Annotated in this window: 19 protein-coding genes; 8 read left to right on the top strand and 11 right to left on the bottom strand. The window is 63.3% G+C overall.

The features are described 5' to 3' along the window. The 4 genes from BLV45_RS19865 to BLV45_RS19850 all read right to left on the bottom strand — a co-directional run. On the bottom strand, nt 1-953 hold a 953-nt coding region (locus BLV45_RS19865), incomplete at its 3' end, for an extracellular solute-binding protein (protein ID WP_090535699.1). Nucleotides 954-1,222: 269 nt separating this feature from the next. Next, on the bottom strand, nt 1,223-2,161 hold the full coding sequence (locus BLV45_RS19860) for an SMP-30/gluconolactonase/LRE family protein (RefSeq protein WP_090535669.1): 939 nt from the start codon (nt 2,159-2,161) through the stop codon (nt 1,223-1,225). A 140-nt stretch (nt 2,162-2,301) separates the two neighbouring features. Next, complete coding sequence (locus BLV45_RS19855) at nt 2,302-3,882, bottom strand: aldehyde dehydrogenase (NADP(+)) (protein ID WP_090535668.1); 1,581 nt, start codon at nt 3,880-3,882, stop codon at nt 2,302-2,304. A 92-nt stretch (nt 3,883-3,974) separates the two neighbouring features. Further along, the gene (locus BLV45_RS19850; protein WP_090535667.1) at nt 3,975-4,901 is read right to left on the bottom strand and encodes a dihydrodipicolinate synthase family protein; all 927 of its coding nucleotides are present in this window, start codon (nt 4,899-4,901) and stop codon (nt 3,975-3,977) included. 620 nt (nt 4,902-5,521) lie between these two features. On the opposite strand from BLV45_RS19850, the gene BLV45_RS19845 reads away from it, so the two are divergent. Then, a complete protein-coding gene (locus BLV45_RS19845; protein ID WP_090535666.1) occupies nt 5,522-6,226 on the top strand; it encodes a helix-turn-helix transcriptional regulator in 705 nt (234 codons plus the stop codon). Here BLV45_RS19845 and BLV45_RS19840 read toward each other — a convergent pair. Continuing rightward, entirely contained in the window at nt 6,210-6,530 is a 321-nt protein-coding gene (locus tag BLV45_RS19840) for a helix-turn-helix domain-containing protein (RefSeq protein ID WP_090535665.1), read from the bottom strand. The genes BLV45_RS19845 and BLV45_RS19840 overlap by 17 nt on opposite strands. 159 nt (nt 6,531-6,689) lie before the next feature. On the opposite strand from BLV45_RS19840, the gene BLV45_RS19835 reads away from it, so the two are divergent. Further along, the gene (locus tag BLV45_RS19835) at nt 6,690-7,283 is read left to right on the top strand and encodes an acyl-homoserine-lactone synthase (protein WP_090535664.1); all 594 of its coding nucleotides are present in this window, start codon (nt 6,690-6,692) and stop codon (nt 7,281-7,283) included. Nucleotides 7,284-7,357: 74 nt separating this feature from the next. On the opposite strand, the gene BLV45_RS19830 is transcribed toward BLV45_RS19835, so the two are convergent. Next, on the bottom strand, nt 7,358-8,047 hold the full coding sequence (locus BLV45_RS19830; RefSeq protein WP_090535663.1) for a FadR/GntR family transcriptional regulator: 690 nt from the start codon (nt 8,045-8,047) through the stop codon (nt 7,358-7,360). A gap of 504 nt (nt 8,048-8,551) precedes the next feature. Between BLV45_RS19830 and BLV45_RS19825 the strand changes: the two genes are divergently transcribed. Continuing rightward, nucleotides 8,552-9,208 carry a helix-turn-helix domain-containing protein gene (locus BLV45_RS19825; RefSeq protein ID WP_090535698.1) on the top strand — a complete coding sequence of 219 codons (657 nt, stop codon included), beginning with the start codon at nt 8,552-8,554 and terminating at the stop codon, nt 9,206-9,208. 156 nt (nt 9,209-9,364) lie between these two features. Beyond that, nucleotides 9,365-10,663 carry an SUMF1/EgtB/PvdO family nonheme iron enzyme gene (locus BLV45_RS19820; RefSeq protein WP_090535662.1) on the top strand — a complete coding sequence of 433 codons (1,299 nt, stop codon included), beginning with the start codon at nt 9,365-9,367 and terminating at the stop codon, nt 10,661-10,663. Between the two features lie 162 nt (nt 10,664-10,825). Here the strand turns inward: BLV45_RS19820 and BLV45_RS19815 are convergent, their stop codons facing one another. Further along, nucleotides 10,826-11,752: a LysR substrate-binding domain-containing protein gene (locus tag BLV45_RS19815; protein ID WP_090535661.1), complete on the bottom strand. Its 927-nt coding sequence runs from the start codon at nt 11,750-11,752 to the stop codon at nt 10,826-10,828. Between the two features lie 109 nt (nt 11,753-11,861). Here BLV45_RS19815 and BLV45_RS19810 point away from each other — a divergent pair, with 109 nt between their 5' ends. Further along, a complete protein-coding gene (locus BLV45_RS19810) occupies nt 11,862-12,956 on the top strand; it encodes a tartrate dehydrogenase (RefSeq protein WP_090535660.1) in 1,095 nt (364 codons plus the stop codon). Nucleotides 12,957-13,157: 201 nt separating this feature from the next. Next, nucleotides 13,158-14,468 carry an MFS transporter gene (locus BLV45_RS19805; RefSeq protein WP_090535659.1) on the top strand — a complete coding sequence of 437 codons (1,311 nt, stop codon included), beginning with the start codon at nt 13,158-13,160 and terminating at the stop codon, nt 14,466-14,468. A gap of 80 nt (nt 14,469-14,548) precedes the next feature. On the opposite strand, the gene BLV45_RS19800 is transcribed toward BLV45_RS19805, so the two are convergent. Beyond that, nucleotides 14,549-14,932 (bottom strand): hypothetical protein, encoded by a 384-nt coding sequence (locus BLV45_RS19800; RefSeq protein WP_090535658.1) that lies wholly within the window; start codon nt 14,930-14,932, stop codon nt 14,549-14,551. A 288-nt stretch (nt 14,933-15,220) separates the two neighbouring features. Here BLV45_RS19800 and BLV45_RS19795 point away from each other — a divergent pair, with 288 nt between their 5' ends. Both BLV45_RS19795 and BLV45_RS19790 read left to right on the top strand, forming a co-directional pair. Then, entirely contained in the window at nt 15,221-16,138 is a 918-nt protein-coding gene (locus BLV45_RS19795) for a DMT family transporter (RefSeq protein ID WP_245753403.1), read from the top strand. A 14-nt stretch (nt 16,139-16,152) separates the two neighbouring features. After that, nucleotides 16,153-17,622, top strand: coding sequence for an MDR family MFS transporter (locus BLV45_RS19790; protein WP_090535657.1), 1,470 nt, complete (start codon nt 16,153-16,155; stop codon nt 17,620-17,622). Nucleotides 17,623-17,646: 24 nt separating this feature from the next. On the opposite strand, the gene BLV45_RS19785 is transcribed toward BLV45_RS19790, so the two are convergent. The 3 genes from BLV45_RS19785 to frc form a co-directional block, all read right to left on the bottom strand. Further along, nucleotides 17,647-17,904: a hypothetical protein gene (locus BLV45_RS19785; protein WP_090535656.1), complete on the bottom strand. Its 258-nt coding sequence runs from the start codon at nt 17,902-17,904 to the stop codon at nt 17,647-17,649. 42 nt (nt 17,905-17,946) lie between these two features. Continuing rightward, nucleotides 17,947-18,390 (bottom strand): PAS domain S-box protein, encoded by a 444-nt coding sequence (locus BLV45_RS19780; RefSeq protein ID WP_090535655.1) that lies wholly within the window; start codon nt 18,388-18,390, stop codon nt 17,947-17,949. A 140-nt stretch (nt 18,391-18,530) separates the two neighbouring features. Next, entirely contained in the window at nt 18,531-19,781 is a 1,251-nt protein-coding gene (gene frc, locus BLV45_RS19775; protein WP_090535654.1) for a formyl-CoA transferase, read from the bottom strand. Nucleotides 19,782-19,800 lie beyond the last annotated feature (19 nt).

The raw sequence follows: 19,800 nt of genomic DNA, 5'->3' as shown, positions 1-19,800 counted from the left end.
GTCAGCGCCTGCTGCGCGGGCTCCAGCATGAAGTTCATCAGCTTGTAGAGCACCTCGAGCTTCTCTTTGGGCACGCCCTTCGGGATCACCATGTAGTGCGCGTCGTTCACCCACGTCATGTTGTCGAACGCCTGCACCCGGAAGTCCGCCGGCACGATGCCCAGCGCGCGCGGGTTGATGTCCCAGCCCGTCACCGTGACCGTCATGTCGCGCGTGCCCTCGCCCAGCTCCTTCATCACCGCCGAGGTGCCGCCCGGGTAGTACGGCACGCAGTCGTTCAGCTGCTTGAGGAACGCCCACGTCTTGTCCCAGCCGTTGATCGGGTCGCGCGGGTCCTTGTCGCCGAGCACATACGGCAGCCCCATCAGGAACGTGCGCCCCGGGCCCGAGTTGGCCGGGCGCGCGTAGATCAGCTTGTTCGGATGCGCCTTGCACCACTGCAGCAGCTGTTCGGGCGTCTTCGGCGGATCGGTCACCTTCGCCGGGTTGTATTCAAGGAGCGGCCCGGCCGGCATGTAGGCCACCTCCAGCCCGTAGCCCTGTGCGAGGTCCTGCATCCTGCGCGGGCCCGGCGCGTAGTTATCCAGCACGCCCGGGAACACCGCCGCGTGATCGGGCAGCAGCTTCTCCCACAGGTTCTGCTCGATGCCCGCGGCGAGCGCGTCGGTGCCCGTCAGCACGAGATCGATGTCCGAGCGCCCCGCGGCCTGCATCGCCTTGATCTTGCCCGGCAGTTGCGGCGCCGGCGCGTTGGTGAACGTGATGTTCGACACCAGGTTCGGGTACTTCGCCTTGAACGCCTCGAAGCCCTTTTGTGTCAGTTGAAGGTCGCCCGCCACGTCGACAATGTTCAGTGTCACCGGGTCCGCTGCGTGGGCCATGGGCGCGAACGCCGCACCGACCGCCAGACAGACAGCCCCAACTTTCACAGACAACCTGCCAGATAAAGTCATCGTATCTCCTCGCTTCTTTGGTATGGAAGTCCGCCGGTTCAGGTGCGCTGCCGACGGTACACGTCCCGCGTTATCGAACATTGCCAACGCGTACGTCTGACGTCAAGCAAATCATCGGCGGGCGATTTTGCGGCAGTGCGCCGCACAATCTTCGCCAATCCCTTTACAGTCAACGATCTGGCGTCTTCCTCACATCGCGCGGAAGCGCGCCGGTCTACGGGTTTAGCCCGATACTTGTCAGGCAACTTCACGCAGCGAAACCAGCAGGCTCAGCCGCCTTTGACACCCTGCGTGTTCACATACAGTGAATAGAGCCCGTGGCTCGCCGCCATGAAAAGCCGGTTGCGATGCCGCCCGCCGAAGCACACGTTCGCGCACCGCTCCGGCAACGCGATATGGCCGATTGCTTCGCCGTGCGGGGTAAATACGCGCACGCCGTCGAGTTCGTCCGTGCCCATGCCCCAGCCGCACCAGAGGTTGCCGTGAATATCGACACGAAAGCCATCCGGCGTGCCGGGGCCCGCGTCGATCAGGATGCGATTGTGGCCGACCGTGCGGCCGTCGGCGGCGACGTCGAACACGCGGATCGTGCGCGGCGACTCACGCGACGCGACCACATACAGCCGCGATTCATCGGGGGAGAACGCGAGGCCGTTCGGGCCTTCGACATCGTCGGCGACGAGCGTGATCTCGCCCGTCTGCCCGTCGATGCGATACACGCACTGCGGCAATTCGGCTTCGGACTTCTCGCCTTCGTAGAAACCGTCGATGCCGAAGCTCGGATCGGTGAACCAGATCGAGCCGTCCGACTTCACGACGACGTCGTTCGGCGAATTCAGACGTTTGCCGAGGTAGCGATCGGCGAGGACAGTGATCGTGCCGTCATATTCGGTGCGCGTGATGCGGCGCGTCAGGTGTTCGCAACTGACGAGACGCCCTTCGCGATCGCGCGTATGGCCGTTCGCGTTGTTCGACGGCTGACGGAACGGCGTCACCGCGCCGGTCGCTTCGTCCCAGCGCAGGATGCGGTTGTTCGGAATGTCGCTCCACAGCAGATAGCGCCCGTCGCCGAACCACACTGGGCCCTCGGACCAGCGCGCGCCTTGATACAGACATTCGACCGATGCCGAAGCGATACGCAGCGCGTTAAAACGAGGATCGAGAACGCGGATGGCGGGATCGGGATAGCGGCGGCTGTTGTCTGTCATGAGACTCCTTGCGGTTGTACCGTACGGGGCGCGTCACGGCACTGGCGATGATGCCAGATCGACCCCGGTCACGGCCACCTCGAACGGGTCACGCCGCGCGGCTATGGCGCGGCGTGACACCGTCAAGGCTCAACGGCCGCTCAATGCTTGCCCAGTTCCCCGTCGAAGAGACGCCACAGCTTCAGCGGATTGTCGTCGCGCAGCGCTTCTGGCAGCAATTCGGCCGGCAGATCCTGATAGCACACGGGCCGCAGGAAGCGATCGATCGCGGTCGCGCCCACCGACGTCGCGCGCGCGTCCGACGTGGCCGGGAACGGTCCGCCATGCACCATCGCGTGCGACACCTCAACGCCCGTCGGGAAGCCATTCGCGAGGATGCGGCCGGCCTTTCGTTCGAGCGTGGGCAGCAGCTTGCGCGCGAGCGCGTAGTCGTCCGGTTCGAGTTGCAGCGTCGCCGTGAGCTGGCCTTCGAGATAACCGGCCACCTTGATCATTTCGTCGACGTCGCGGCACGTGACGATCAGCGAAGCCGGTCCGAAGATTTCATCTTCGAGTTCAGCTTTGGCGAGAAACTGCACGGCATCCGTCAGGAAAAGCGCGGGCATCGCCGGACACGCGGCGCCCGACTGCGTGCCCTGCGCGACGCTCTGCACGCCGCTGGTGTCCGAGCGCCGTGCGACGGCGGCCTGGTACGCCGAAGCGATGCCCGGTGAGAGCATGGTCTGCGCTTCTTTCTTCGCGAGCGCCTGGGCGGCGGTGTCGACGAACGTCTGCGTATGCGGGCCTTCGAGCACGATCACGAGCCCCGGGTTCGTGCAGAACTGGCCGACGCCGAGCGTCACGGAATCCACGAAGGCCGAGGCAATCGCCGCGCCGCGTTTCGCGAGCGCGCCGGGCAGCACGAAGAACGGATTGACGCTGCTCATTTCGGCGAACACGGGAATCGGCTCGCGGCGCTTCGACGCGATATCGACGAGCGCAAGCCCGCCGCGCCGCGACCCGGTGAAGCCGACCGACCTGATCGCCGGATGCGCGACAAGCGCCTCGCCCACCGCGTTGCCCGCGCCGACGATCAGCGAAAACACGCCCTCCGGCAAGCCGGTTTCAGCCACCGCTTTCTGGATCGCGCGACCGACCAGTTCCGACGTGCCGAGATGCGCCGGATGCGCCTTCACGACGACCGGACAACCCGCCGCGAGCGCCGACGCGGTGTCACCGCCGGCCACTGAAAATGCAAGCGGAAAGTTGCTGGCGCCGAACACGGCGACGGGCCCAACCGGAATCTTCCGCAGACGCAGATCGGAACGCGGCAGCGGCTTGCGGTCCGGCATCGCGGAATCGATCGTCGCGGTGAGCCAGCGGCCTTCGCGCACGAGCGAGGCAAAGAGCTTCAGCTGACCGACGGTGCGCCCGCGTTCGCCCTCTATACGGGCTTTCGGCAGCGCCGTTTCGATGTGCGCGCGCTCGATCAGTTCATCGCCCAGCGCGACGATGTTGCTGGCAATCGCTTCGAGAAAACGCGCACGCGTTTCGAGCGGCGCGCCACGGTACGGATCGAACGCGAGCGCGGCGAGTTCGCATGCCCGGTCGACGTCCGCCGCGCTGCCTGCGCCGAAGACCGGCTCGATTTCCGCGTTGTGGACCGGGTCGAACGCGCGCAGCGTGCCCTCGGTGCCGCGCACGGCGGATGCGCCAATGAGCATCTCTCCTGTGATCTGCATCTTGAAACTCCAGTCGGGCGCCGCGGGCGTCGGCCTGCATTCACCGCGCGGCGAAAATCAGATAGTGGGAAGCATCGTCGCGCTCGCGCCGGCTAAGCGGCGTTCTGACGCTCGAACGTGAGGAGCGCTTCGGTTGCAGCAGCGATCTTCGCATGATGCTCGACCGGCGTCGAACTGAGTAGCGGCAGGATCGGGCCCATGTCGGCGATCTTCGAGAACGTCACCGCGTCGTGCAGCACGCGGATCAGCGAAATGTCGTCACGCAGCGTTTCGAGCGGCATGAACGCGTCGCCGATGCGCTGCGCTTCGTCCGTGTGGCCTTCCTTCGCGGCGCGCAGAAGCGCCATGACCGCGTGCGGCGCGATGCAGCCCGAACCGGTCGTCCATGCAGCGAGACCGAAGTCGCGCACGTGGACGAGCGCGGGACGCTCACCCATGCCCGAGATCACCTTCGCGGGGTTCACGCTTTCGAGCAGGCGCTTCAGGTAGACGTCATCGGTCGGGTTATCGCGAACGATCGCGTACTTGACGGCGATCAGCGTGCCGCGATCGATGAGACGCGCAAGTGCATCGACATCGACGTAGTTCTCGTTCTTGATGTAAAGCGTAAGCGGCATGCCGGCCATATCGACGATGCGCGCAAGGCCCTCTTCGACGCCCTCGGACGTAGTCAGGCCGGCGAGCGGCAGGACCATCGCGGTACGGTAGTTCGTCTGCGCGAGAATGCGCGCCTGGTCGAGCATCTTGCCGTAGTCAGGGCCGATGGCTGGAATCACGCGCGTTCCGGGCGCGGCGCACGCGGCGAGCAGATCGAGCAGATCACGATATTCACTGACCGCGACGTGATACAGGTTCGCGTTGCCGCCATAAAGCAGCGTGCGCACGCCGCCTGCCTCGATGTGGTGGATCAGCTTCTGGTTCTGTGCGGCGTCGAGCGAATAATCGGCGCGGCGGGCAAGCGGCGGCACCGCCATCACGCTGGCGGCAAACTCGCTGTCGGAAATTGGAGAGACGTTCATGGCACCCCGGCAAACGGATCAACTCGATGATTGACTGCCAGGGTAGCACCGCAGATCAAATGTTGTCAAACAAGTTTTCTATGACCATGCTCTTTGATGGCCGGAGCCATTCGCGTCGCAACGCAGCATAAAAGCCGGATTTTCCGGCTGTTTTTGTCGAAAACCCGCCCCTTTTGATTGCACCCACGCTGTTATGCGTCTCTTATTCTCGTATGACAACAAAATTCTTCAGGTCTGAATGCGTCGATACTTTCCGGCGCGTCATAGCTGAGTTTTTGTCAATTACGCCAGAAGGGTTTTTCAGTCTTATATCAATCCGGTCGGGATTAAAGCCGATTCAAAATGCCGATTCTATTCCGCTATGTTTCAGTCGATATAGCGCAGAAGGCCCATCTACCAGGGACGCCCGCCAGTCGGGGCACGATAAAATGCAAAAAATCAACTCAAATCGCCGCTTTTGATCAGCCCAATATCCATACGAATTGCCGGGCAGAATAAAAAAATGGTGATAAATTAGTGAAACAGACAGGCGCGAACCAGGTATTCGCGTCGTTCTTGTCCGCGACCTGGCCTGCCGTGATCCGAGGGAGCGATCCGTGTCACTACATTTCATCGAGCAGATGTCACCGTTGCTCGAGGCCACCGATGAAGCCGCATGGTTCGACGCCATCACCCGTCTCGCCGACGGATGGGGGTTCAACCAGGTTCTGCTGGCGATGCTGCCGCGCCCGGGCCTGCGCCTGGAGGACGCGTACGTGCGCAGCACCTATCCCACGTCCTGGCGGCGCGCCTACGACGAGCAGGGCCTCATGCACATCGATCCCACCGTCTCGCACTGCGCGACGCGCGCCTCGCCGCTCGTGTGGTCGCCCGAGATCTTTACGACCGAACCCCAGCAATCGATGTATGAAGAAGCCCGCGCATACGGGTTGCGCTCCGGCGTCACGTTGCCCGTTCACGGGCCACGCCAGGAAGCGGGCATGCTGTGCTTTGTCAACGACAGCATGCCTGGCGACGCATTCTGGCGGCATGTGGACGTCGCGCTGCCGAATCTGGTGTTGCTGCGCGACCTGGTGATCGACACGAGCCAGCGTCATATGAGCGTACACACGCAGGAACTGATCCCGAGGCTCACGCCGCGTGAACGCGAATGTTTGAAGTGGACTGCACGCGGCAAGTCCACGTGGGAGATTTCACACATCCTGAACTGCTCGGAAGCAGTCGTGAACTTTCACATGAAGAACATCCGCGCGAAGTTCGGTGTGAACTCGCGGCGCGCGGCCGCGGTCATCGCAACGCAACTCGGCGTTATTGATCCTGCCTGACGACGTCGAAGCCCTTCTCGTGCAGCGCGCGTTCTGCCCGGCCGAGATCGCTGTCGGAGACGGTTTTCGTGAAATAAAGCCCAAGCAGGATCGCCACTGGCGCCGGAATTTCCGCGCCGGATTCGAAGCGGCTGCCACGCGACTGCGTGACGCCAAAGCGTGACCAGAAGCGGCGCTGGCTCTCTTTTTTCTTCTTGCGAAACGCGATGATGAACACGCGGTCGACGGGCGACGCGGGCTCCAGCACTCGCACCGGAGTGCTCGTGCGATGTACCGGTTGCCAATAATTTTCAAGTAGTTCCATGATGTCCGCCTGTTTGACTGGCTACCGCCGGGATTGATAAATCGATTCTCCACGGACTCCGGAACCGGGCACACCTATCCAGGTGGGTAGGTGGAATTCTTACCCGAAATGCATAAGTTTCCATGCGTATTGGTTCACCAACACGTGAGGGAGAACGACATGCAAGCAGCAATCCGGATTGGCCTGCGTCAGGAATTCGACAACGATCACATCAACGAGATGTACCGGCTGCGCGCCCGGGTGTTTCATGGGCGGCTCGGATGGGATATACCGACCATCGCCGGCATGGAGATCGATGGCTACGACGCGCTCGGGCCGCATTACATGCTCATCCAGGACAAGGCGGGGGCCGTGCGCGGCTGCTGGCGTCTGATGCCGACCGAAGGGCCGAACATGCTGAGGGACACGTTCCCGCAGCTGCTGCATGGCGATGCGGCGCCGGTCGGCCGGCATATCTGGGAATTGAGCCGTTTTGTCGTCGAAACCGGCGGCGAGGAGCAAACGTTTGGCTTTGCCGATCTGACGATGCACGCGATCCACGAGCTGGTGACCTTCGCCGACCAGATGGGCATCACGCGCTACGTGACCGTCACGACGACGCCTATCGAGCGGCTGCTGCGCAAAACCGGTATCGAACTGCGACGGCTCGGGCCGCCGCTGCGCATCGGCGTCGAAAATGCGGTGGCGCTGGAGATCGCGGTCAGTCCGCAGACGCGGGCCGCGCTGTTTGGTCCGATGGCCGCGGCGGCTTGAGGGGTTGCCGGGTTGCCGGTTCAGGTCGGGTTCAAACCGGATTCGGGCGGGAGCCGGTCCGGTTTGCGCGGCGCTTACGAGCCGAACATCCGGTCGAGCGCGTTTTCGAGGTGGGCGCGCATGGCCTGCCCCGCCGCGGCCGCATCCTTGCTGCGGATCGCTTCCAGCACCGCCAGATGCTCGCGCTGCACGAGACGCTGCCGCTCCAGCGTCTTCACGAGCGACAGGTTGCGCGAGAGGTTCATGCTGAACACGATCTGCTCTTCGATGAACGACATCACGGTGATGAAAAACTGGTTCTTCGACGCCCGCGCCACGGCCAGATGAAACGAGAAGTCGTCGTGCGCGCCGATGCCCTGCGTTTCGATGACGCGTTCGAGCTCGTCCCACGCGTGCTGGATGGCGGCGACATCGTCGCTGTCGGCCTGCTGTGCGGCGAGCGCCGCCGCGCCTGCTTCGGTGACGATGCGAAATTCATAGCAACGGCGGATATCGGACAGCGTTTCGAGCGGCGCAAAGCGGCGCACGTCCGGATCGGGCCTGCGCGCGACCGTGGTACCCGAACCGTGGCGCGTCACGATGATCCCGTCGGCTCGCAGACGGGCCAGCGCTTCACGCACCGTCGGGCGCGACGTTTCGAAACGCTCGGCCAGCGCGTGCTCGGTAGGTAGCCGCTCGCCCTCCCGGTACTCGCCTTCCAGGATCTGGTTCAGGATATCGCCGTAGATCTTGTCGGGCAGACCCAAAGATTTGCGCTCGTTCATCGTCGATGTCGCAGCTTGTCTGAATAGAGCATGATTGTAAGGCAAACTGGACAAGTTACCCGTCTGATTCTGATTGACGGCAAGCCTTTTGTTAGCTGGAAGCCTTGCCAGGTCTTGATCCTGTCCCTTCTCCCGGTCAAGACCAACGACCTGACGACTTGATTTACATCAAGGCAGTTTCGGCGCTTTTCGGTGATCATTTACGCTGATGTTTGATTCAGCGCATAGCTGACCGGGTCATATCCTGCGCGCTTGCGTCGCTCCTTTCTCTGTCTGACCTTTTCAAGACGCGACTCTCACACAGCCGCGCGTCCTTTTGTCACTCAGGCCGCGCAAAGGCCGGTGGGACAATCAGGGCAACAACACTTTCCGGGCTAACCGATCATGCTCAATCCCATCGCGCTTCCGTCTGTCGCGCTTCCCACGCCTGTCGCGCACCGGCCTGTCCGGGCCACCGCGCCCGTGCGTGCGCGGCGCGATGTCGCCCGCTGCTCGACCTGTGCGATGCGGCAACTCTGCATGCCGCAGGGCCTGTGCGCCGAAGACCTGCCAAAACTCGAGGCGCTCATCTGCAGCGCGCGCACCGTGCGGCGCGGCGAGGTGCTCTTTCGCACGGGCGACTCGTTCGACAACCTGTACGCCGTCCGCTCGGGCGCGCTGAAAACGGTGATGTCGCATCGCCTCGGTCGCGAACAGGTGATCGGACTGAAACTCGCGGGCGAACCGCTCGGCCTCGATGGCATCAGTAACGATACGCACGCGTGCAGCGCGGTCGCGCTCGAGGACAGTTCCGTGTGCATCGTGCCGTATCCCGCGTTGAAGCGTCTGTGCCGCGAAATCGGCACGATGCAGGACCGGCTGCACAAACTGATGGGCGAGCAGATCGTGAGCGAGGCAAGGCAGATGATGGTGCTCGGCTCACAGAGCGCCGACGAACGCGTCTCCGCGTTCCTGCTGGATGTCTCGGAGCGCAACACACAGCGTGGCTATTCGTCGAACGAATTCAACCTGCGCATGACGCGTGAGGAAATGGGCAGCTACCTCGGCATCACGCTTGAAACGGTCAGCCGTACGCTGTCAAGATTTCAAAAGCGTGGCCTGATCGACATACAGGGCAAATTCATCCGCATCGTCGATTTCGACGGTTTGCGTCAGCTATAAAACCACGGCGGCCGGCCAGAATCGCCATTCTCCCGCGCGCGCCACGCTGGCACGGCGGCGTCAAGCCGGCCACCTGATCGCGATACATTTCGCCTTGGCATGCCTCCTGCAAGCAGGTACAGTTTCAGACTGTCCCCTAGCAGGAGACCCGGTGCAATGAATCGCGAACCCGCCTTGCAGCACCCGCTCATCCATCGACTCATCGAAGCCCGCCGCGTCTCGGACGCGTTGTTTGCCGTCGTCAAACCTGAGTTTCTCTACGAACGTCCGATCCGCGAACGGCACCGGATCGTGTTCTATATCGGCCATCTCGAAGCGTTCGACCGGAACCTTTTCGACCGGCGTCTGTTCGACCTCCCCGCGCTCAGCCCCGAACTCGACCAGCTGTTCGCCTTCGGCATCGATCCCGTCGACGGCGGCTTTCCGACTGACGTGCCGTCTGACTGGCCCTCGCTCGAAGTGGTCAACGAATACGCCGCGGAGGCGCGCGCGCAGATCGACCGGAAGCTTGCCACGCTTGAACTCGTGCGCGAAGGCATGCGCACCGCTTCGGCCGAACAGTTGTTGCACGTCGCGATCGAGCACCGGCTGATGCATGCCGAAACGCTCGCGTACATGCTGCACCAGTTGCCCCTCGAGCAGAAAGTCGCGCCGCGGCGCTCCATCACCGAACCCCAGACCGGCCATCCCGATGACGGAATGGTCAGCGTACCCGCTGGCCCGACCGCGCTCGGCATGGTGCGCGAGGATGGTGTCTTCGGCTGGGACAACGAATTCGGCGAGTTGCGTGTCGATGTGCCGGCGTTCGAGATCGACCGTCATATGGTGACGAACGGTGCGTATCGCGCGTTCGTCGAAGCGGGCGGTTATCGCGACCCGTCGCTGTGGACCGGCAAGGACTGGGCGTGGCGGGAAGCCGAACAGATCGAGCATCCCGCGGGCTGGTCGCTCGCGACGCAGGACGGCGAGCGCATGTGGAAGCTGCGCACGATGTTCGACGACATCGTCCTGCCCGAAACCTGGCCGGTTTATGTGAGTCATGCCGAAGCCAGCGCGTACGCACGCTGGGCCGGCAAGGCGCTGCCCACCGAAGCGCAGTGGCAGCGCGCGGCGCACGGCGCGCCGCACGCGGCATCGGGCAATTTCGATTTCCGTAGCTGGGATCCGCAGGAGGTCCACGCGCATCCGGATAACATCAGCGCGTTCGGCGTCGTCGGGCAGTTCGGCAACGGCTGGGAATGGACATCGACTGTGTTCGATGCATTGCCGGGTTTCGACGCGTTTCCGTTTTACCTCGGCTATTCGGCGAACTTCTTCGACGGCCAGCATTACGTGCTCAAGGGCGGCTCAGCGCGCACCGCGGCATGCATGTTGCGCCCGACGTTTCGCAACTGGTTCCAGCCGCGTTATCAATACGTGTATGCGGGGTTTCGCTGCGTGCGGAATTTTGACTAATTAAGGAATCCTTCCCCTTTCCTCCGTGTCCGTTGTTGCGTCCCCGCAATCTGCAACGCAACAATGGACACTGCCCGTTCTGCCCGGCAACGTCTCCTCGCCGATCAAGAGCTGTTTGTCGACGCACAACACGCCGGACCGCTCCCCGGCCTGAGCGGTCGCTCATGCAACCTCCCCCGCTTCGCTCCGAAGATCGTGTGCGATGAAATCGACAAACGCGCGAATCCGGTTGGACATCTGGTGTCGTTGCGAATAGACGGCAAAGATATCGGCGTTCGGCGTGTCATGCTCGGGCAATACCAGAACCAGTGAGCCATCGGCGAGATACTGTTTGATGTCCCACTCGGCCCGCATCAGTATGCCGTGCCCTTCGAGCGCCCACTTCACTGCGATTTCACCGTCGTTCGTCGTCAGCGACCCGTTGATACGCACCGCCTCCGTTTTACGGGACGCACCCCTGCCCGAAGTCAGGCGCCACACGCCGTAGGCTTCGTCACCCTGGCGGATGCCAATGCAGTTGTGCCGCGTCAGGTCGTGCGCGGTCATCGGCATCCCGCGTGCCGCGATGTACGATGGCGCGGCGCACAGCAACCGCCGGTTCGTCGCGAGAAGACGCGCGACCACCCGCGTGTCGGGCGGCTCGCCGAACCGGATGCAGACGTCGAACGTATCGTCCGTCAGCGGCGGAGGCGTGACCGACAACTGAAGCTGAACCGATACCTGCGGGTACTTCGCGACAAAGCGCGAGATCGCAGGGGCAACATGGCTGCGCCCAAAGCCCAGCGTCGCGTTCACGCGCAGCAAACCCTTCGGACTTTTCTTCGCGGTGCCCAGCAATTCGGCCAGCTCGTCGATCCCGTCGAGGATCCGGCGCGCGTGCTCGAGGTACAACTCGCCCTCCGGCGTGAGCATCATCCGCCGCGTGGTCCGGTTGACGAGCGGAACACCGGCGCGACGCTCCATCTGCGTCAGATGCTTGCTGACGGCCGCTGCCGTCAGCCCCAGCTCCCGCGCGGCGGCGCTCAGGCTGCCGGACGCCGCGAGCGTCGAAAAGAAACTTAAATCCGACGGTTCGACGGTGTCGCGCATGACTTTTACTTATGAATTAAAGTTAAAGATGCTTTGAGTTTAGCACCGGTTTTCACGTCCGGAGATGGGTAAAGTTCGCCTACCCCAACGACACCTGAAGGACGGCGGCATGAAAACCTACCGCATCGCAACCATCCCCGGCGACGGCATCGGCAAGGAAGTCATCCCCGCTGGCGCGCAGGTCCTCGAAGCACTTGCCAGGACCACCCGGTCGTTCGCATTCGAGTTTGAAAACTTCGACTGGGGCGGCGACTACTACCGCGAGCATGGCGTCATGATGCCCGCCAGCGGGCTCGACGCAATCCGCGACAAGGATGCGATCCTGTTCGGCTCGGCCGGCGATCCGGACATTCCTGATCACGTCACGCTGTGGGGCCTGCGCCTGAAAATCTGCCAGGGCTTCGACCAGTACGCGAACGTGCGTCCGACCCGCATCCTGCCGGGCATCGATGGGCCGCTGAAGCGCTGCAAGCCGGAAGACCTGAGCTGGGTCATCGTCCGCGAAAACTCGGAAGGCGAATATTCCGGCGTGGGCGGCCGCGTTCATCAGGGACATCCGATCGAAGCCGCAACGGACGTGTCGATCATGACGCGCGCCGGTGTCGAGCGGATCATGCGTTTCGCGTTCCGTCTCGCGCAATCGCGTCCGCGCAAACTGCTGACCGTCATTACGAAGAGCAACGCGCAGCGTCACGCAATGGTGATGTGGGACGAAATCGCGCTCGAAATCTCGAAGGAATTCCCGGACGTCAAATGGGACAAGGAACTGGTGGACGCATCGACCGCCCGCATGATCAACCGCCCGGCCACACTCGACACGATCGTCGCCACCAACCTGCACGCCGACATCCTGAGCGACCTCGCCGCCGCACTCGCCGGCAGCCTCGGCATCGCGCCGACAGGCAACATCGATCCGGAACGCCGCTATCCGTCGATGTTCGAACCGATCCACGGTTCCGCGTTCGACATCATGGGCAAGGGTCTCGCCAATCCGGTCGGCACCTTCTGGTCAGTCGTCATGCTGCTCGAACACCTCGGCGAATTCGACGCGGCCAAACGCGTGATGCAAGCCGTCGAAGCAGTGACCGCGGACACGTCGCTCCACACCCGTGACCTTGGCGGCACGGCAACGACGGCGCAGGTGACGGCCGCCGTCTGCGCGTTCATCGAGAAAGCCGCGGTGCCTGCAGCCAACGCGGCTTAAGCGGCTTAAGCGCCATCGGCGGCTCCGCAGGGGTCCGGTCTGCGTGGTGGCCGGGCTCGTCCCGAGTGCGGCGAATACAGGGCGGCAACCCTCTTGAGACGGGCAATGTCACGCGTCATCGAAGTCCGGTTGCCAGGGTGTATTGATGCGAGCACATCGAAATCTGAATAGAGCACCGCTCAAACCTCCAAGGAGGAGACAATGATTTCCGAACTCGAAAGCCGGGTGTCCCGCAAGCTCATGCTGCGGATCATTCCGTTTGTCATGCTGCTGTATTTCGTGAGTTTTCTCGACCGCGTCAACGTGGGCTTCGCCGCGCTGACGATGAACAGGGCCATCGGCCTTTCGCCTGCCGCCTTTGGTTTCGGCGGCGGACTGTTCTTTATCGGCTACTTCCTGTTCGAAGTGCCGTCGAACCTGATTCTTCACCGGGTCGGTGCGCGCCGGTGGATTGCCCGCGTGATGGTGTCGTGGGGGATCGTGTCGTTCGCGTCGGCGTTCGTCGTCGGCCCAAACAGCTTCTACGCGCTGCGCTTTATGCTGGGTGTCGCCGAAGCGGGCTTCTTCCCCGGCATCATCCTGTATCTGAGCCTGTGGTTCCCGTTGCGTCAACGTGCGGCCGCCGCGGCATGGTTCATGGCAGCCGCGCCGATCTCGACCGCGATCGGCTCGCCGCTCTCCGGCGCGATCATGAAGCTGCCTCCAGTCGCCGGACTGGCCGACTGGCAGTTGCTCTACATTCTCGAAGCGGTGCCGGCGATCATTCTCGGCTTCTTCGTGCTGAAGTACCTGACGGACACGCCGGCGAAAGCGCAGTGGCTTCAACCGGAAGAGCGCGCATGGCTGATCGCGAAGATGAAGACGGAAGCGGAGGCGAGGCAGGCGCATGCCGGCCACACCGCTGGTGCGCTAAGCGCCTTGCGCGATCCGCGTGTGCTCGCACTCGCGCTCATCTACTTTGGCACGTCGGCGGGGCTGTACACACTCGGATTGTGGGCGCCCCTGATCATTCGCCAGTATGGGTTCGGGTTGTTCGAAACGGGTCTGCTGGCAGGCATACCGAGCATCCTCGCGGTGATCGCGATGATCGTGTGGGCACGGCATTCGGACCGCACGGAAGAGCGCACATGGCACGTTGTCATTCCATGTGTCGTGGCGTGCCTTGGATTCGTTTTTGCCGGTAACGCGGCTACCGCGCTGATGATCATCCTGGCGCTCGTGATCGTGAACATCGGGATCAGCGCGGCCAAGGCGCCATTGTGGGCGATGCCCAGCATGTTCCTGTCAGGCGCCGGTGCGGCGGCGGGAATCGCGATGATCAACTCGGTCGGCAATCTGGGCGGCTTCGTCGGTCCGTTCGCGATCGGATGGCTCAAAAACGTAACGGGGGGTTATTCAGCGGGCCTGTACGTAGTGGGCGCGACGCTCGCGGTGTCCGCCGTCGTCACGCTGATGCTGAGCCGGCAATCGAAACAGACACCGGTAGCTGTTGAGGAGCGACACGGGCACTGAGCGGTGATCTCCGTGGCCGGGCGTCCAGTGGGTCGTACGGGCCGCCCTCGTCGTATAAAGAAATCGCCTGGAGCGACGCCTTATGTCTTTGGAAGCGGCGATCTTCCACCACGTCGGCGCGGCTTCGGCTCGACGCCGATTCGCCCGTCGCGCGCCAGCACGAGCATTGTCAGCCTTTCCGCGACGTCTTCAAACGCCGGATCGGCTTGCGGCACATACAGCCATTTCCCAAGGACGGGATGCGGCCGCAGGGCGGGCATGTCCTCGATGAGAGCGGCATGGCGCTCTCGCGACGTGCAGACCAGCAAGCCGTTCCAGGGCTCGTCGCGATCGGCCGCGACCAGACATAACAGGCCATCGACATAGGCGGCTTCGCAGCCGAACATTGGCTTGCGAATGAAGGTTGCCTCCCGCTCGAATGCCTCGAAGATCCAGACGAGCGAGTTGCGGATGGTAGCTGGCATCGGCGTGAGGTCCCTGGGGATGGAAGCGAAGATATCTGAATCGTCACACAGCGGCGACGACCCGGCTCGAACCTCGCTCCCGCCAGAAAGCGTAGCAGGCCAGAGGCAGGCCGACCACCCGGTTTCGCCGGTGCAATCCTGGCCAGCAGGACCTTCGTCGTTCATTTTTTCCCCTGCATGGGTTCACCCTTTCACTTTAATCGTCATAATTGACCCCAGCGCAACGAGCCCGGCGAACCGGATTCGAGCGCAAACCCGAACAATCCGCGCCCACAACAAGAGAGCCCGATGGAAGTTTTGGCCCGCATGCGCGGCTTTTCGCTACCGGTCACCGCCGGGGCGGGCGTGCTCGTCATGATCGCGACGACCGCGACGTTCGCGGCCAGCGATGCAACCGTCAAGGCGATCGGCACGGCGGTCCCGCTGCTGGCGCTCCTGCTGGTGCGTTACTTCTTCCAGGCGATCGTGCTCGGCGTGTGGCAGGCACGGCGCGGCGCCCGGCATTTTCGCAACACCGGCGCGCTGAAGCTGCAGTTTCTGCGCGCGTTCCTGCTGCTGTCCAATTCAGCCTGCACGTTCGCCGGCCTGCGTTATCTGCCGCTGCCCGTCACGACCTCGCTCGCCATGATGGCGCCGCTCATCACCACCCTCCTCGCTGCAACCGTGCTCAACGAAGACGTGCCGCGCAGCAAGTGGGCAATGGTCGTGCTGGGTTTCATCGGCATGCTGATGGTGGTGCGCCCCGGCGGCGGGCAATTCAACTGGACCGTGATTTTCCCCATTGGCGCCGCGACAACCTTCGCCTGTTTTCAGGTCGCATCCAGCAAGCTCTCGAAAAGCGGCGACCCCATCACCACGAATTTCCTGACAGCGCTCGTCGCAACCATCACACTTGCGTTTCTGCTCTGGGCAGATCAGGCGACGCTGCTTCCCGAAATGAGCCGTGTACGATCCGGAAGCTGGATTCTCGTGCTGCTGATGGCTTCGCTCGCGACGCTCGGACACGTGTTGATGCTCCAGGCGCTGCGCCGCGCGCCACTCGCGCTGCTCACGCCGTTTGGTTACGCACAGCTCGCGTTCGCTGCACTCTTCAGCTGGGCGCTGTTCAGCCAGGTACCCGATCGGTGGTCCGCGCTCGGCATGGTCGTGATTGCCCTCGGCGGCATCGGCACCGTCCTTCTACATTCACGCGCACGTCCGGCTTGAAACCGGAAACCCCCATGTCACAACACACAAAAACCGTAAGACCGCTGGTGATTGCCTCGGTGATGGCCTCGATGGCGATGGTCGCGATCGAGGCCACCATCGTCTCGACCGTGATGCCGCAGATCGTGACCGAACTCGGCGGGCTGAGTCTGTACAGCTGGGTTTTCTCGTCGTTCCTGCTGGCGCAGACGGCGATGACCGTCGTGTTCGGCAAGCTCGCCGATCTGTACGGCCGCAAGCCAGTCATGCTGACCGGCATCGCGATTTTCATCGTGGGCTCGGTGCTGGCCGGCTTCGCGTGGTCGATGCCGGCGATGATCGCGTTTCGCCTGATTCAGGGTATCGGCGCCGGCGCCATGCAGCCCGTCGCGCTGACGATCGTCGGCGACCTGTATCCGGCGCGCGAGCGCGGCAAGATTCAGGGGTATCTCGCGAGCGTGTGGGCGATCTCGGCTGTGATCGGGCCGATGCTCGGCGGCCTCATCATTCGCGATCTCTCGTGGGCGTGGATCTTCTGGATCAACGTGCCGATCGGCATCATGTCCGCAATCGGCTTTGTTCGCTATCTGCACGAGCACGAGCGGCACGGCAAGCCTTCGATCGACATCGCGGGCGCGGCACTGTTCACGCTCTCGATTGCGTCGCTCATGATGGCGCTGACAGATTTCGGCACGTCGGACTATGCGCGCGGCACGCTGGAACTGGTCGCATCCGTCGTATGCGGCGCGCTCTTCGTCGTGCAGGAACGACGCGCCGCCGACCCGATGATTTCATTCGCGCTGTGGAGCCACCGGCCGATCGCCGCGTGCAACGTCGCCACCGTGCTCTCGGGCATGGCGCTGATGGGACTGACGACGTTTCTGCCGATGTACGTGCAGGGCGTGCTGCACCGCTCGCCGGTCGTCGCGGGGCTCGCGCTGACGATGATGATGCTCGGCTGGCCGAGCGGCGCCACGCTCGCGGCGCGCACGTTTCACCGGATCGGCCTGCGCCGCACACTGATCGCCGGCAGCGTGTTCCTGCCGCTTGGCGCCGTGTTCTTCACCACGCTGACGCCCGGCAGCACACCAGTTCTCGCGGGCATCGGCTCGCTCGTGATGGGGTTCGGCATGGGCGTCGTGAGCGTCAGCTCGCTGATCCTGATCCAGGAAATCGTGACGCCGTCGGAGCGCGGCAGCGCAACGGCGTCGAATCTCTTCTCGCGCAATCTGGGCAGCACGCTCGGCGCGGCGATGTTCGGCGCGGTGCTCAACTACGGCTTGAGCCACTCGAAGGGCACCGCCGCCGTCTCGTCCGACCAGCTGCGGCAACTCCTCGACTCAACCGCTGACACGATGCGCGACAACGCCGCCCGGCTGGTCCTGCACCAGTCGCTGCATCTCACGTTTGCGTCGATTCTCGTGATTTCGCTCGGCGTGATGATCTCGGTGACGATCGTGCCCGCGATCAAACTACGGACGGCCCGCGAGGCGTCGACCCACTGACGCCGGCACGCCGTCCGTCGCCGCTCAGCTGATGACCGGCGTGGCGGGCGCCTGCGGCCGCTTCAGCAACGCGATCACGACGCCACGCGCAGCGGCGATCGCCGCGGCCTCGCTCTCGAAGACCGCGTTTTCCATGACCTGCTGCAGCGGCAGCACGTCGACCGGCGCGGCATCGGCGTCGTCGGTGGTGCTGATCGCGGCGAACGCGGCCCACCCGCCGTTGTGGATGAACTGCCGCGCCGACAGCTCGAGCTGGTAACGTCCCAGCGTTTCTACACGCATCGAATCTCTCCTGACAGGGCCCATCGTTGAAGCCACGAAGCCTTACGCGGCCGCCTGTGCCTGCACCTTCGCTTCCAGTTCAGCGATACGCTTGCGCAGACCGCGATCTTCCTGGAAGCGGCTCGTTTCGTCGCGGATCACGGCGACGATGCCGGTCAACGTCCTGTCCGGCGCATACAGCAGCGCGACGGTAAAGGCGATCGACAGCGCACGGCCGTCCTTGTGAACGGCGGGCACGCGCAGCACGTCGTTGCCATAGCGCGTCTGGCCGGTTGCCATGGTTTTCTGGTAACCCTCCCAGTGACGGCCACGCAGACGCTCGGGAATGATCACGTCGAGCGATCTGCCAAGCGCCTCTTCTTCAGTGAAGCCAAACATGCGCTCCGCGGCGGGATTCCACAGCGTGATGTTGCCGTCGGCGCCCGAAATGACGACCGCGTCTCCGATCGCCGTGACAAGTTGCTGATAATCGATGGCTGGCTGCATGGTCGAGCGAATCTCCGTTGATGGCGGGCGCGATGATCGCGCCCGCCGGTGTCATTGTGAAAACAGCGCCCACGGGGGCGCTGTTTCACTGACGCTCGCAATCCGGCAAGCGAGCGTCACGTGCGACCCCTGTGGAACAATCAGACCACTTTCGATTCTCGCAGATTCTCGATCTGGTTCCGGCTGTAGCCCAGACCCGCGAGCACTTCCTCGGTATGCTCGCCCAGCAGCGGCGACCCGGTGATTTCAGGCTTCATGTCCGAGAACTTGATCGGGCTGCCCACCGTCAGATAGCTGCCGCGCTCCTTGTGCTGCACTTCGGCGATCGTGCCGCTTGCGCGCAGCGACGGATCGTTCGCGAGCTCTTTCATCGTCAAAACCGGCGAGCACGGAATATCGAACTTGCGCAGGACGTCGACCGCTTCGAACTTCGTCTTGTCGGCAAGCCATTCTTCGATCGTCTTGAAGATTTCGAAGATGTGCGGCTGACGCGCTTCAGCAGTCTTGTACGCCGGGTCGTCGATCCATTCCGGCCGGCCGATCGCGCGGCAGATCGGCTCCCACGCGTGGCCCTGCACCGTGAAGTAGATGTACGCGTTCGCGTCCGTTTCCCAGCCCTTGCACTTGAGCACCCAGCCCGGCTGGCCGCCACCGCCGGCGTTGCCGCCGCGCGGCACGACGTCGCTGAATTCACCGTGCGGATATTGCGGATACTCCTCCAGGTAGCCGACGCGATCGAGACGTTGCTGGTCGCGCAGCTTCACGCGGCACAGGTTCAGCACGCTGTCCTGCATCGAAACCGCGACCTTCTGGCCCTTGCCGGTCTTGTCGCGGCCGATCAGCGCGGTCAGGATGCCGATCGCGAGGTGCATGCCCGTGTTGCTGTCGCCGAGCGCCGCCGCGCTGATTGTCGGCGGACCGTCCCAGAAACCGGTGGTCGATGCCGCGCCGCCTGCGCACTGCGCGACGTTTTCATAGACCTTCAGGTCGTCGTAGTGGTGGCCGTCGCTGAAGCCCTTCACCGAAGCGACAATCATCTTCGGATTCAGTTCGTTCAGCCGTTCCCACGAAAAGCCCATCCGGTCGAGTGCGCCCGGGCCGAAGTTTTCGACCAGCACGTCCGATTCGCGGATCAGTTTTTCGAGCACTTCCTTGCCTTCCGGCTTCTTGGTGTCGAGCGTCAGCGAACGCTTGTTGCTGTTCAGCATCGTGAAGTAAAGCGCGTCGACGCCCGGGATGTCGCGCAACTGGCTACGCGTGACGTCGCCAGAGCCTGGACGTTCGACCTTGATTACGTCTGCACCAAACCATGCCAGCATCTGAGTGCATGCCGGGCCCGCCTGGACGTGAGTAAAGTCAATGATCTTGACGCCATCGAGAGGTTTGCTCACCTTTGTATCTCCTGTTGAC

Source organism: Paraburkholderia sartisoli (genome assembly GCF_900107685.1).
Lineage (GTDB): Bacteria > Pseudomonadota > Gammaproteobacteria > Burkholderiales > Burkholderiaceae > Paraburkholderia > Paraburkholderia sartisoli.
This window is presented reverse-complemented; position numbering and strand designations above follow the sequence as displayed.